The following is a 13,890-nucleotide window of genomic DNA, read 5'->3' on the forward strand; positions in this document are numbered from 1 at the left end:
AACTTCATAAACACGGGGAAACTATCAAAAGAATTGCGTAAATACTCATTGGAGCGAATCGAGGTGAAGTACACACTACCTGTCGTTGAATTCACTTCCTAAGAGATGGGAGGAGGTGAGCAACGCATCTTTTCTTGGGGAATCCTTCTCATTCCCCCTCAAGATCTCTTCATTTTTCAGGTAGTGTACAATGAAAATGCGCATTCGCAAAGGGTTTACCCTGATTGAGCTTTTAGTCGTGATCGCAATTATTGCGATTTTGATTGCTTTGCTGCTTCCGGCTGTCCAGCAGGCACGGGAAGCGGCTCGCCGGACACAGTGCCGGAACAATTTGAAGCAATTGGGACTGGCAGTGCATAACTTCCACGATCAGTTTGGAAATCTGCCGCCGGCTGCCAATACCGGACTGGGTGAAGTCTGGTCAGCAGCACTATTGCCCATGTTGGATCAGGCCCCACTTTACAACACCCTTGATACGGCCACCCTGTTTACGAACTACACTGAAGGGAATAATTGGGGAAATGGCTCAGCGACTTACGCGGCCAGTGGTACGAGTGTGACCGATCGAAACATCCGTGCCTGTCGAGCCGTCATTCCTGCCTTCCGTTGTCCTTCATTGCCGGGCCCGACGAATGTGCTCGATATCAGCACGGATGGCTGGTATGTGAGTGACCGGTTCATTGCGACTTATATTGCCTGTGCCTCAGGAACTGCTGTCACCGATGCCAATCGATTCCTGGACGATAATGGCATGCTCCCTGTGCGTGATAAGGTCACACCGGCCGGTGGAACCATTTCGCGAACTCCAACGCATAACTTTCGAGATATTACCGATGGCCTCTCGAATACTGTTCTGATTGGCGAAACCAGGCCACAGACCGAAAATCTTTCATCACCAACGGAACCTGTTGATGGCACAGCCACTGGCCAGCGCTATGATCACTGGATTATGGGTGGTGATGGCATGGATACGGGTGGTACGAGGACAGATGCCTCTGAGTTTTTCGGTTCACTGGGCGTGGGAATCAACCTGTGGGACTCCGTGACAGCCACTGATGTACAGAAAGAAGTCTCGTTTGGCAGCACTCATGAAGGGGGTTGCCATATGCTGATGGGTGATGGTTCCGTCCGCTTCATCAGCGAAAACATCGACTCGACGATCCGCACAGCAATTGGGACTCGAGCCAGTAGCGAAGCTGTTGGTGAGTTTTAAGGTGCTTTCAACGAGGTGGCTGTAGTCAAACGAGGACGTTTGACCACAGCCACCTCTTCGGCCTCATTCCTTCGGCAACTTGGTCAATCGGCCTCATTCCTTCGGCTCGATATCAGATGGCCTCATTCTTTCGGCTCGATGCTCCCATCCGGCCGACGTGTGAGGACAGGTGACGATTCGCGTGGGGGCAGCGAATAGACCTTCAACCGCAAGGGCTCGTTATGGCTGGTGCCGGTAATCGTCAGGAACGAACGGCTCGATTCGGGTTTCGAAGCACTCACGCTCCAGGCAATGGCGGGAGGTTCATCGAAGACCGCCACCAGCCTTGCCACATCGAGCTCAAAGCTCGCACCCTGCCAGTCACCATCGTACTTGCCACCGACCACTTCGGTCATGCCCAGGTACATCCGCAGTTCCCAGCCCCAGTCGGTCCACTCACATTCGTAGCCCACCCGGCCCACTTCGCCCAGGGGATCAAAGGCATCGGCAAAGCGATCAGCAGCAGCAATCAGCCATTTTGGCCGCTTGTCTTTGCGAACCTGCGATTGCCCCTCGATTTGTTTAAGCAAATGCTGAATCACCAGGTGAGAATGCGCCACAGAACCTCTCCTCTTGCGCCAACTTCGATTTGTGACGCTGTTTTCTGAGGTTATCGGGATCTCAGGACTCAAATCCAAAGTCAAAACAACGCTTCACTTCCCCAGAACCCATCAAACTCGCAAACTCTAGCGGCGCTGGGGAACTCCTCGGCCCGCTGTCATCGGCCGGCGACTGATCTCGTGCCAATGCCTTAAATCAATCGCATAACCCGAGCCCAGTTCGCCAATCTCGCTCACATAACGATTCAGTCGCCCCAACTTCTGTGCCGCAGTCGGCTCACCAGGTTGATCGTCTCCCGGTGCGCGTCCCCACTCAATCTGAGAACCGGAATGTGTGAAAATGACAAACTCCGCAGGATGATCTTTTTCTGCAGGATAATCGCCTGGTGCAACTGGATCGTTCAGCACAGCCGGGCCACGAAATCCATCGACTTCACGTCGTCGTTCCGAACGCGAAACCTCGCCCCACGAACGCACATGGGCGGCATCTTCGGCAGTTGTTGCCGGTACAATGGCCTTCAGCCCCAATCGCTCCCAGTCAGCCGCCAGAAGTTCCGCCAGTCGTGCCGCACTTTCGACCACAGGGTCTCCCCAGACGGTTCCCGCGGCACCCTGCGGAGATGAATGGATGCCTCGAATCTGCGGATAAGTCTTCACGCTGGATGTGCGAAAGTCTTCTGCCGGAAGCAGCACTCCATCATGAGCGATGGGGTACATCCCTTGTGGCCTCTCGACAATCGCCACCGGTTCTCGATAGGTCAATCGAACAGTGGCCTTTGCAGGGAATGCCAGTCTGACTTCATCAACCCGCTGCACCCACGGATGTTTGGAAAGTGCCCAGGCGATCTTCTCAGCAGCCCGTTCATCGAACAGCGAAAGACTTTCCACACCCGTCATCTGCTCGAGTTGTTGAGGAAGATTGACAGGCAGTTCTTTCGGGCCGGGAGGCAGCTCAATCTGCGACCATGTCACTCGATAATCAGTCCGAGTCTCCAGGCGAGGCAACCGCTTCAGCCAGGTAGGGAGCATGGCCACAGCCGCCAGCGATAGAGCCAGCACAAACAGCACACGAGGGCGGAACAATCGCATCCAGATCGAATTTCCCTCGCTGGCTGGAGTCATCATCAGAGCCACTCCATCATCAGATCGAGTCTATGGGCAAAAGCTTCTCCTCATTGAGAAACCTTGACGACCGGAGTGATGAGAGCCAGCCACCTTGCTGGAAGACAGAACGATTAAATACCAGGCTCGATACAAAACTGCTTATCAATCGTTGATCGGCAGAAAATGCCGATGAACTTGAATCGAATGCAGGAATATCGGTCCAACAGTTCCGATCACGGGGTGATCAAGCCACGCAAGGACACTCCGAAAATCAATTTCAAGCAGATACCTCCCATTTTGAGAAACTTTCTCAAGCTTGCTCAAGAGCCCTGTTCCTCTCTGGAAATCTGCTTGGCCACTTCGTTAGTGTGAAAGATGTCCGGGAGTAATGGTCTCATCTGTCAGATGGTCATGAACTCCACACCCTTCAGCAGAAAGTTCAACATGCGCGTCGATTCCATCCGGCCCGACGTGACATCGCTGATCCTTCAGGTCAGTCAGAAAGCTCCTCACCCGGAACTTCTCAAGTCTGTGGAAAAGGATGTCTTTCGCACCCACGATGTAACGGCTGAAGTGGCTTTGACACCCATGGGCCATGCCGTCATCTGGAAGCGTCAATCCAGTGTCCTCTGCGAACTGATTGCCGAACAATCCCTGGCCTCAACAGCCACTCGCTCCTGCCTGCTGCAGAAAATTCGCGGCTGCAAGACACACATTGTCCGACCAGCGACTGGGAACTGGGAATACTCTGTCAGCAGTCAACTCGAACTTCTCGAGCCCGATCAGTTCCTCGGTGCTCACGAAGATCTGCTCAGCGATCTGCACCGGGCGACCATCAGCCACGTCTTTCCCACCCGCAACCGCTTAAGTCCGGCACCACTCAGTCTCCTGATGCTCGAAGTGACTGGCCACGCGATCTCGGTCCACTCCTTCCATTCCTTCCCCGCCCATTGCGGCATCGTCAGAACTCAATCACTGCTGGAACTCAATCCCATGCCCGGCTTCACCAGCTTATAAGCGCTGTGTGTAGCAGCCAGAACCGCAGGGCAGGCTCCCGCCTGCCGATTGTGTGTGACCTGAAAAGACCATGTTGCATGAGTGCAACGCTCAACAGGCAGGTGTGAGCCTGCCCTGGGGTCAACAATTCTGAATGATGTTTGATCCGGCAAGAGAAGGCATGAGAGCCAATCGACATGCGATCCTTACGATTGTTGTTTTGATCATCGTGACACTGATCACGGTGCCAACGACCTTTTGTGTTTCCAAAGGGATCTCGTCTCGCAGCGATCTTGATCGCTATCTGGCCATGAGATCTTCTGCTTCGCCGGTGATGATCGCACTCGATTCAGGCCGCCTTCGACCGGGAAGTTCAGTGGAAGAACTGTTGGAAATCGAACCTTATGTCTGGCAGGAGGAGTATGGCAAATATGTGATTTACCACTATACCCCTAAAGGAAGCTATGATGGGATGGCTGTTGTTACATTCAATCAGAAATTGACTGCCGCCAGTGCTGGTAGCTGTACCTGGCATTGGGACTTTTTTGATACCACACCTGCCTGGATTAGTGAGAAGATTTCATTGATCAAGGAATCGCGTAAATTACAACAAAGAATGCCAGACTACAAAAAGTATTTCCAAGAGCACGAGGGCGAGTTACTCAACGAACTGTCTGAGACATCCGTCGAGTGATTATCAAACTATTCAGGTGATGCGATTCGGCCTGTTCTCAGTTGGAAAACATCATGTTGCTTTGGGCCATTAGCAAAACCAGGTGAATTGAAAATTCATACCATTTCTAACACAGCCGCCGTGGAGCAGGTCAAGTAGTTCACGCGAAAAGAACTTGCCACTTGATAAGTCCATTTCAGGTTTGAACCCGGGACCAGCGATTCATGAGCCATAGCGACGTTTTCATACGACTCTCCGTACGAACTTTATTGTGCGGGGCGATATCGGTTTATCTCCTCGTCTTTACGCATGAATTGGCTGCTCAAATCACCGATGCACCAGACTGGCAAAGCCACGCGGAAACTCGCTTGAAGGCGATCTACGACCGTGGCGAATTTCGCGCGAAGAATTACCGACCCACGTGGCTCCCCGACAGTTCAGGCTTCATCATCGAGGAGATCGATCCAAAGACAAAACAGGCCACTCGATTCTTACATGAAGCATCCTCAGGTCAAAAGCGAGCATGGCCATCTGATGAAAAAATGCCCGCCCCCGAAAGTGAAAGACTTTCACCCGCAGGAACTCATCGACTCGTCGTTCGCGATAAAAAACTGCTTTCGATCAATCAGGCCAACCAGCAGGAGATTCTGCTGGCAGCACCTGCTCCAGATCGATTCGTTGCCTATCGCGATCCCGTCTGGAGTCCTGATGGTTCACGCGTCCTCTTCATCGAAGCCGACTTCACTGACGTGCGGCAACGATCAGTCCTCGTGCCGGGTGATTCCAGTTACCCGGGGGTTGAGAAACATCGCTTTGCCAGAGTGGGCGGCCCCATCGAACAACTAAGAGTTGGCGTCGTGAATGCTGATGGCCAGCAACTTGTCTGGCTCCCCATTGAGAGCCCCAGTGAAGGCATCTACCTCGGTCAGGTCGAATGGGCGGGCAACTCTCAAGAAATCCTCGTCGAAAAGTTCAGTCGCTTCCGTGATCAGCGTGAATTCCTGCTCGCCACCACCACTGAGCAGATCAAAACGATTTTCTCGGAATCAAACGAAGCCTGGGTCGAGTCGAGCCAAGGGAAAAATTCCGGACTGGTATGGATTCAAGAAGGCCAGGCATTTGTCGTAATCACCGAAAAAGATGGCTGGCGGCACGCCTATCGCTGCTCACGCGATGGTAATGAAGTAACACTGTTGACCTCAGGAAACTACGACCTCATCGATCGTGCTGTCATCGACGAAAAACGGAATTGGTACTATTTCTACGCCTCGCCCGATGACGCGACACAAAAGTATCTCTATCGCGTCCCGCTGGATGGCTCGGGCCAGCTTCAGCGAATGACACCGCCAGATCAGATCGGCACACATAGCTATCAATTCTCACCCGATGCAACCTGGGCCATTCATACGTATTCCACGCTGGATTCACCTCCAACGCATGAACTCATCGAAGTCGAGGGACACCGCGTGGTCAGCTCTCTCGAAAGCCATGACGATCTCCGTGAACGGATGAAGTTGATCGGTTCACGACCGGCTGAGTTTCTTAAACTCGACATCGGCGAGGGGCTTGTCTTCGATGCCTGGATGCTCAAACCCAGGGACTTTGATCCCTCAAAAAAGTATCCCTTGTTCATCTACGTTTATGGTGAGCCGCATTTACAGACAGTCTTAAACGAATGGGGTGCCGCACAGATCGACTTCCACCGCGTGGTCGCTGATCTCGGCTACATCGTAGTATCAATCGATAATCGTGGGACGCCTGCTCCGAAAGGAGCCGCCTGGCGACGCACTGTGTTCGGCTGCCTGGGATTACTTTCCACAGAAGAGCAGGAAGCTGGCTTAAAGGCCCTGGCCAAGGGACATCCCTTTATTGATACATCCCGCGTCGGCATCTGGGGTTGGAGCGGTGGTGGCTCCAATACACTCAATGCTCTCTTTCGTAAGCCCGATTCATACCACGTCGGGATTGCTGTCGTCCCCAAGCCACAACCGCATCTGTACAACGCCTGGTTCCAGGAAATCTTCATGCGCACCCGTGAAGTAAATCCCGATGGCTATCAGAAAGCCGCTGCCATCAATTACGCCGATGGTCTCAAGGGAAAGCTCCTGATCATCACAGGCTCTGGTGAAACGAATACTCACATTCAGATCATCGAAGGATTGGTCGATCGGCTCATTGCGCTGGGGAAGCCCTTCGACTACATGGTCTATCCTAACCGTGATCATGGACTGCGTGAGGGAGATGGTACGCAAGTGCACGTCCGGATGCTGATTCTGAGATATCTGATGCAGAATCTTCCGGCAGGCCCGCGACCAGCCACACATCCATAAGGACGACAACCCATGAGCCATCGCACAACAAGAGGCTGGTTCTGTTCTTGTCTGGCAAGTCTCTGCACGCTGGTGCTGTTAAATACTGATCAATCGATCGTTGCCGCTGAGCAACCGAACATCCTGCTGATTCTGGCCGACGATCTCGGCTATGGCGATCTTCGCTGCTACAACAGCCAGTCGAAAGTATCGACATCACATATAGACCGGCTTGCCCGCGAAGGGATGAGGTTCACTGATGCGCATAGCCCCAGCACAGTCTGCACTCCGACTCGCTATGGATTGATGACGGGACAGATGCCATTTCGAGCACCCAGCGGCGGCACAGTCTTCACCGGAGTTGGCGGGCCGTCGCTGATTGCTCCGGGCCGACTGACGTTGCCGATGATGCTCCGCGAGCGGGGCTACTCAACAGCGTGTGTCGGCAAGTGGCATATCGGGCTGACATTCTTCGACCGTGAAGGTCGGCCCATTCACAGTAATGCCCTTGAAGCCGTCAGGCAGGTCGATTTCAGTCGCCGGATCGACGGCGGCCCGGTCGATCATGGCTTTGATTCATTCTTTGGCACAGCCTGTTGTCCCACGACCGACTGGTTATATGCCTTCATCGAGAATGATCGCGTCCCTGTGCCCCCCACCGCATCACTCGAAAAGTCAGCACTTCCCAAACACCCTTATGCCCATGACTGCCGGCCCGGACTCATCGCATCAGACTTCGCCATGGAAGAGATCGATCTGATCTTTCTGGAGAAGAGTCGTCAGTTTCTCAATCAGCATGTTCGCCAAAATCCCGGCAAACCATTCTTCCTCTTCCATTCAACACAGGCGGTTCATCTTCCCTCATTTGCTGCCAAACAGTTTCAGGGGAAGTCAGAGGCCGGGCCACATGGCGACTTTCTCCTCGAACTCGACTACATCGTTGGCGAACTCATGAAGTCCTTGGAAGAGCTTCACATCGCTGAGAATACACTGGTCATCTTCACGAGTGACAACGGCCCCGAAGTGACGAGCGTTATTCACATGCGAAGCGACCATGGTCATGATGGTGCGCGCCCCTGGCGGGGAATGAAGCGAGACGCCTGGGAAGGAGGACATCGCGTCCCATTCATCGTGCGGTGGCCAGGTAAAGTCAGACCTGGCACTACTAATTCGCAACTGACGAGTCTGACCGATGTGATGGCGACAGTGGCCGCGATTGTGGATACTCAACTCCCCGACCATGCCGCTGAAGACAGCTTCAACATGCTCCCGGCATGGCTTGATGAAAGTGCGCCGCCGATTCGGCCCTACCTGCTGACACAATCCTTCGGCGGATCGCGCACTCTCGCGATCCGGCAGGGCGAGTGGAAATATCTCGACCACACTGGTTCAGGAGGCAACCGCTACGAAAATGATCCCAGCCTCAAGCCTTTCATCCTCCCTGATGCCGCCCCCGACGCTCCTGGTCAGCTCTATAACCTTTCGACGGATCCGGGAGAATCAACAAATCTCTACCACGCCCGACCAGAAGTCACATCCAGGTTAAAGACACTTCTCGAACAGTCCAAAACAAATGGCCGCAGCCGACCAACGCGACCATAAAGTCAATAATATGTTTTTATACACCACTCATATACTGATGGAGGCCCAGTTCTGTCTATGAAAAGATTTTCTTCAATGTAGAGGTATTGCCGTGCAGATCAATTTAGAAGTTGTTGATGCAGTTTCCCGTCCGGCAATCTTCCGTGTTGCCTATTCTGGAGCAGAGGATCGTTGTTTGCTCCAGTATCCACAAGTCTATGATCTACAGTTTCTTGATCCCTCGGAAAATATTGCAGCAGAATGGGGGACTCGTTTTTTGACTTCAGGTCCGCTTGATGACTTCGTACTCGCACCGGGATCAAGAATAGCATTCGATCTCTTTGCTTCAATAAACTCTGAACCTTCAACGAAAGCGCTATGGAGTATTGAATTGCCCAGCGGTAATTATTCTGTTCGATTTGTATATCATTTTGAAGGTGAAAGAGACTGGTATGATTTTTTAGCCAAACGGTCCCGTTTCGCTGCCGTCACACCCATCTGGAGAGGAACAATGATTTCCAATACGGTCTCTCTGATGATTACCGATGGTTCTCAATAACGAAAAGATGAATCTGATTAATTAAGTGTTTAGGGACTAGATCGCAGGGTGGCCCCGGTTGAAATTCCGATTTCTACCGTGGTGGGAATGCCACAGGAGGTTTGATGCAAGCCATCCGTCGATCGAAAAACTCATTCGAGAGCTACGAAGTCGAACATGGTACGCGACCCCATGAAAGCCTCCACCACACGTTGCTCGTCCGATGGCTGGCATCGGTGCCGCCCAACGAAATGTTGACAAGTCCCTGCCACACCGCCAAAGTGCGGTAGTATTCCACTGCACTTTGGCGGTCGAATACCTGTTCAGCGATGGAAGAGTGAGGCTGTCGAAGTGGAATGGGAATTCGTGCCATTTGAAGGCATCACGAGTAAGCAGCTTGCCATCACACTCGGGCAGCCTCGCCAACTCTTGAGGAAGCTCGCAGCGTCCGTATTCAGTCCGCTCGTACCGAACGCCGAATATCCCGACGAGGATGACTTCATCACCGTGGACGGCGCCACATTCATTCGCGTGCGTTATCAGGACGACACCGTTCGCGACATTGAATTCCTTTCGGGCCAACTGCGTTACAAAGGCGTTGAACTGTATGATCAGGCCACGTTAAAAGGAGTCCGACGGTTCCTCAAGTCAGAGAACCACCCGCTTCGGAAGACAAGGTGGCTGGGAGATGGCCTCGACTGTGTGTCTTTGGGCATCAACATCGCGTGTCATGAGGACATCGGTGGCGACGGCGACGGGATCGAATGGGTCATCTTGAGTCGGAATTTCAAAGACGCTGAACAATAACATGCACCGGAGTTGCCGACCGGGCGCTATCTGAAATCGAAGCCACTTGGCGACAAACCGGTAAATCTGATCGTTAGGCCAGGAATCCATGAAACACGCCCTGACATTGTTCGCTCTCCTGTGGCTGACAGGCTGCGAGGAAACACATCAGGCACAAGTCCATCCTCTCGAACAGTGGGTAGGTACTGAAGTCACGGTCAACTTCAACAGAGATCTGCTCGGGGCGGCGGGCAGTCCCATCGCACCAACCTCCACCTGGCTGAATAACACAAGGCTGTCGCTCGACGGAAAACTTGTGGCTGTCCACCATGACGGACTTTTCCTCGACAGTCGCTACAAGCTGAATTCAGGCGACACCGAGTTTCGCCATTCAGTATTCTGGATTCCCATGAATTCGATCCTCACGATCGAGAAAGCAGCAGTGACTCTTCCCTTGCCCCGCTCTGTTGAGCAACCACAAGGCCAAACAAGGACTGACTAGCGTCATCTTCCTTTACCAACTTGAAACGAAAGACTTCTGCCAATGAAAGCTGACAACCAACGGACCATTCTAGCCGCCGTGCTTGGCACAGCTCTCGCGATCCCCATCAGCCTGTTCGCACAGGAACGCTATTCCATCCCCGCCGATCCAAAGCTCAAGTATTCGACGCCCATCGCGCCGGGGGTGGCGCTGCCCGACAAGATCGAGAGTTCCATCGGAACACTCAATCTCAGCTACGGCTATCCGTCGGCCGATACGGTCGAGAAGATCTACGACAACCTCGATCGCTCCCGCGCCCTGCAGGCCTACCTCATGGCGATTCCCATCGTGAATCAGGCGGGTATGCGCGACTCGTTGAGCAAGTTCGGCCCGGCCAACCAAACCGACGTCATCTGGGAAAACCTCGTCGATCCGCGTACTGTCGAACTCACCGCCAACGACAATACGATCTACAACTTCATGTGGATTGATACGAAGAAAGGCCCGCTGGTTCTCGAAGTCCCTCCCGAGGTGCTCGGGCTGGTGAATGACTTCTGGTATCGCTGGGTCGGCGATGTCGGCATTACGGGCGAGGATCGCGGCAAGGGTGGCAAGTATCTCGTTCTTCCACCGGACTATAAAGGCGAAGTGCCACCGGGGTATTTCGTACTGCGGCCGAGCACCTACGGCAACTGGTTCGTTTTTCGTGCATTCGTTGTCGATGGCTCCACCAAGCCCGGCGTGGAGTCGGTCAAGAAACACCTCAAGATTTATCATCTCTCCGAAGCCGCAAACCCGCCGGCGATGAAATTCGTCGACGGGTCGGGTGTTCCCGCGAACTTTGTCGCCCCCGGCGACTACACCTTCTGGGAGATGCTCAATCAGGTCATTCAGGAAGAACCCGCCGGCGGCAGCGACCCGACGACGCTCGGCCTCTTCGCTTCGATCGGCATCGTGAAGGGCCAACCATTCGCACCCGATGAACGGATGAAGAAGATCCTGACAGATGCCGCAAACATCGGGGCAGTGACCGCACGGACCATCGCTTTCAAGATCCGCGACAAGGACGCCTACTACTTCCCCGACAGCACGTGGCGACTGCCATTCTTCGGCGGTTACAAGTTCGAGAGTGCGCCCGGTGTCACGAACATGGACGGCTACATCTTCTATTACTACTTCGCAACCGGCGTCACCCCGGCCATGGAAATGAAGATGGTCGGCAAAGGCTCGCAGTATCCGTGGTCTGTGCAGGATTCGAATGGCAACCCCTTTGATGGTGGCAAGAATTACAGGATGCGCCTTCCGCCCAACGTGCCTGTGAAGGACTTCTGGTCCGTGATTGTTTATGACAACCAGACGCGCTCCATGATCCAGACAGATCAAAAAGCACCGAGCGTCAGCAGCCAGGACAAGGAATTGAAGAAGAACCCCGACGGTTCAGTCGATGTCTTCTTCGGCCCCAAGGCCCCGGCTGGCTTCGAGAACAATTGGGTGCAGACGATCCCCGGCAAAGGCTGGTTCATGATCCTGCGACTCTACGGCCCGCTCGAGCCGTGGTTCGACAAAACCTGGCGCCCCGGCGAGATCGAACTCGTGAAGTAATCTCCCTTCTGTAATCGGAAGATCAATCATAGAAACGCCGGGTTGCCCGGCAAAAATCCCTGTTTTACCGAATGAACTCCATGTCACGGGGAGGTTCAAAACAAGTCAGTCTTCAGTCACACGTACTCTATATCCTGTTCAGAAAATCTACATTTTAAATGTAGAAATATATTAATGCGAATCCATTGAGAAATCATTGATTCAGTTTCCCGCCCGGCAATTTTCCGTGTTGCCTATTCTGGAGCAGGGGAGCGTTGATTTCTAATACAGTCTCTCTGATGATTGCCGATGGTTCTCAGTAATGAAAAGATAAATCTGGTTCAGTAGTGTTCAGGGATGAGATCGCTTTCCCATCGAATCTGCTTAAACTCAACGCATTGTAGTGCCCGGTTTCAGACTGTTTCCTTCCAATGATGTCATTCGCGGGAATTGTGGTTATGGCCAGTATTGAGACCTCTGATCTGCATCGAACTCCCGGTGGCAGTAATGGCTTCAGGAAGCAATTACAGGTGGCGACTCAGTGTGCACGAGAGCTTATCGATGAACTCAACGGCAGTCGCAAAGCCGATATGCTTGCATCGGGTGCTATTCATGGCCTGGCTCTACTGGCGAAGGAAGCTTCACGTCGTAGTCTGCCCGTATCAGAGAAGGAGGTGGACTACTGGAAGGAGGTGTTTTTCAAGTGGTGTGAGTCCGTCAAACGACACTTTGCCGAGCCCGTGCGGGACGAGTTCAGAAGTAAGGCGGAAGCGGACTTTGCCTTAATTCGTGAGAAGGCAGATATCCTGTCAGAGACTCCCTGGGAACAACTCCGCACGCGCTATGTGCATCCCGTTCGATTTCCAACTCGAGAGGCTTTCGATCTCGCATGTGATCGAGCGAAGGCGAAGTACCCCGCTAATCTTGGCATAGCCCTCGACAAGTATCTGGCGGCCTGTGTGCAACGTCTTCTGGAGGCTGACGATGTTGACCAGCCACTCGTCGTCAAGGTCAAAGAAGAGCCACCGGAAGATCGTCCGGGAACTGTGGCCCCGCGCTTTATCACATTCGACGACGGAGTCCATTCAATCGTCGTCACCTCATTTGGTGGCTTGCAGCGTCCCGCGAACTCGGGATTAGGTCTGCAAAAAGCCATTCAACAGCAGCTTCGCAAAACGGCACCAGGCACACTGGAGCAATTAGAGTTCGACTCGGAAAGTTCAATGTTTACAGTCCGATCACGTTCGCTGGATTCCCTCGCTGCCGTTGCACAGGCGATCTTCTCGATAGCGGCAGCCAAGAAAAACAGCTCTTCCTGATGACAGGAGATATGTGAACGACAGGCAGATCAGACAGGCATCACGGATCGTGTGAACTCTGATTTAATCTTTTCTGTTGAGTGCATAAGCCATAACAATGACAGGTATCTATGAAGAGCCGCTGGTTTGATCAACCATTCTGCAGAGTATTTCCTATCGCACATCTGATGCGAGCGGAATTTCCGGAATATTGGCTGCGAATTCATTCATTGCCGGAGTCCAAGCGATATCCAGAGAATGATATCGAGAGGCAGATAGTATTTGAGCGATATTCAAGTTTCGGTACAGAGTTGCTCGGTGAAGATGCCCGGTGCATGATCATCCGATCAAGGTTGAATGGGTTCCAAAGCAGAGAGGCGTTCATACCAGAAATAGAGTGGACGCCGATTCATCGAGTCATAGAAGACGAGGCATATCACTGGGATTGCTTCAGGGGTTACATAACTTGGAATTCGCAGGCTCTCCGAAAACTACTTTTAGCGATTGCAGAAGACGAGGAAGAACACATAGCGTTTCTTTCAGAAACGAATGACAACGTGTTTATTCCGTATGATGGAGGTGCAGATGGATTCTCATTCGATTCAGCACTTCTGCAGAAACTCTCGGAACAATTTGCTCCGTGGCGATCGTTACATCCTCTTGGCCTATGAAATTACAGGAGAACATCCTGAAGCAAGTGATGTTTCGAAGCGTTACCCATTGTCATATGG

13 protein-coding genes are annotated in these 13,890 nt (G+C 52.9%); 11 read left to right on the plus strand and 2 right to left on the minus strand.

Features of this window, described 5'->3' with window-relative positions:
* Nucleotides 1-190 precede the first annotated feature (190 nt).
* Nucleotides 191-1,213: a DUF1559 domain-containing protein gene (locus tag PLIM_RS20075; RefSeq protein ID WP_013112149.1), complete on the plus strand. Its 1,023-nt coding sequence runs from the start codon at nt 191-193 to the stop codon at nt 1,211-1,213.
* Nucleotides 1,214-1,335: 122 nt separating this feature from the next.
* On the opposite strand, the gene PLIM_RS20080 is transcribed toward PLIM_RS20075, so the two are convergent.
* On the minus strand, nt 1,336-1,812 hold the full coding sequence (locus tag PLIM_RS20080) for a hypothetical protein (RefSeq protein WP_013112150.1): 477 nt from the start codon (nt 1,810-1,812) through the stop codon (nt 1,336-1,338).
* Nucleotides 1,813-1,938: 126 nt separating this feature from the next.
* Complete coding sequence (locus PLIM_RS20085) at nt 1,939-2,937, minus strand: cell division protein FtsQ/DivIB (RefSeq protein WP_013112151.1); 999 nt, start codon at nt 2,935-2,937, stop codon at nt 1,939-1,941.
* Between the two features lie 423 nt (nt 2,938-3,360).
* Between PLIM_RS20085 and PLIM_RS20095 the strand changes: the two genes are divergently transcribed.
* The 10 genes from PLIM_RS20095 (at nt 3,361) to PLIM_RS25145 (ending at nt 13,830) form a co-directional block, all read left to right on the plus strand.
* A complete protein-coding gene (locus PLIM_RS20095) occupies nt 3,361-3,933 on the plus strand; it encodes a DUF2617 family protein (protein WP_013112152.1) in 573 nt (190 codons plus the stop codon).
* 160 nt (nt 3,934-4,093) lie between these two features.
* Nucleotides 4,094-4,606 (plus strand): hypothetical protein, encoded by a 513-nt coding sequence (locus PLIM_RS20100; protein WP_013112153.1) that lies wholly within the window; start codon nt 4,094-4,096, stop codon nt 4,604-4,606.
* A 203-nt stretch (nt 4,607-4,809) separates the two neighbouring features.
* Nucleotides 4,810-6,915: a S9 family peptidase gene (locus tag PLIM_RS20105; RefSeq protein WP_013112154.1), complete on the plus strand. Its 2,106-nt coding sequence runs from the start codon at nt 4,810-4,812 to the stop codon at nt 6,913-6,915.
* Nucleotides 6,916-6,927: 12 nt separating this feature from the next.
* On the plus strand, nt 6,928-8,496 hold the full coding sequence (locus PLIM_RS20110; RefSeq protein WP_013112155.1) for a sulfatase family protein: 1,569 nt from the start codon (nt 6,928-6,930) through the stop codon (nt 8,494-8,496).
* A 91-nt stretch (nt 8,497-8,587) separates the two neighbouring features.
* Nucleotides 8,588-9,034, plus strand: coding sequence for a hypothetical protein (locus PLIM_RS20115; RefSeq protein ID WP_013112156.1), 447 nt, complete (start codon nt 8,588-8,590; stop codon nt 9,032-9,034).
* Between the two features lie 330 nt (nt 9,035-9,364).
* The gene (locus PLIM_RS20120; RefSeq protein WP_013112158.1) at nt 9,365-9,820 is read left to right on the plus strand and encodes a hypothetical protein; all 456 of its coding nucleotides are present in this window, start codon (nt 9,365-9,367) and stop codon (nt 9,818-9,820) included.
* A gap of 88 nt (nt 9,821-9,908) precedes the next feature.
* Nucleotides 9,909-10,301 carry a hypothetical protein gene (locus PLIM_RS20125; RefSeq protein ID WP_013112159.1) on the plus strand — a complete coding sequence of 131 codons (393 nt, stop codon included), beginning with the start codon at nt 9,909-9,911 and terminating at the stop codon, nt 10,299-10,301.
* 42 nt (nt 10,302-10,343) lie between these two features.
* The gene (locus PLIM_RS20130; RefSeq protein ID WP_013112160.1) at nt 10,344-11,882 is read left to right on the plus strand and encodes a DUF1254 domain-containing protein; all 1,539 of its coding nucleotides are present in this window, start codon (nt 10,344-10,346) and stop codon (nt 11,880-11,882) included.
* Between the two features lie 437 nt (nt 11,883-12,319).
* Entirely contained in the window at nt 12,320-13,180 is an 861-nt protein-coding gene (locus tag PLIM_RS20135; protein ID WP_013112161.1) for a hypothetical protein, read from the plus strand.
* 167 nt (nt 13,181-13,347) lie between these two features.
* On the plus strand, nt 13,348-13,830 hold the full coding sequence (locus tag PLIM_RS25145) for a DUF3885 domain-containing protein (RefSeq protein ID WP_449300703.1): 483 nt from the start codon (nt 13,348-13,350) through the stop codon (nt 13,828-13,830).
* Nucleotides 13,831-13,890: the final 60 nt, after the last annotated feature.

The sequence above is a fragment of the Planctopirus limnophila DSM 3776 genome (genome assembly GCF_000092105.1).
In the GTDB taxonomy this organism is placed as follows: domain Bacteria; phylum Planctomycetota; class Planctomycetia; order Planctomycetales; family Planctomycetaceae; genus Planctopirus; species Planctopirus limnophila.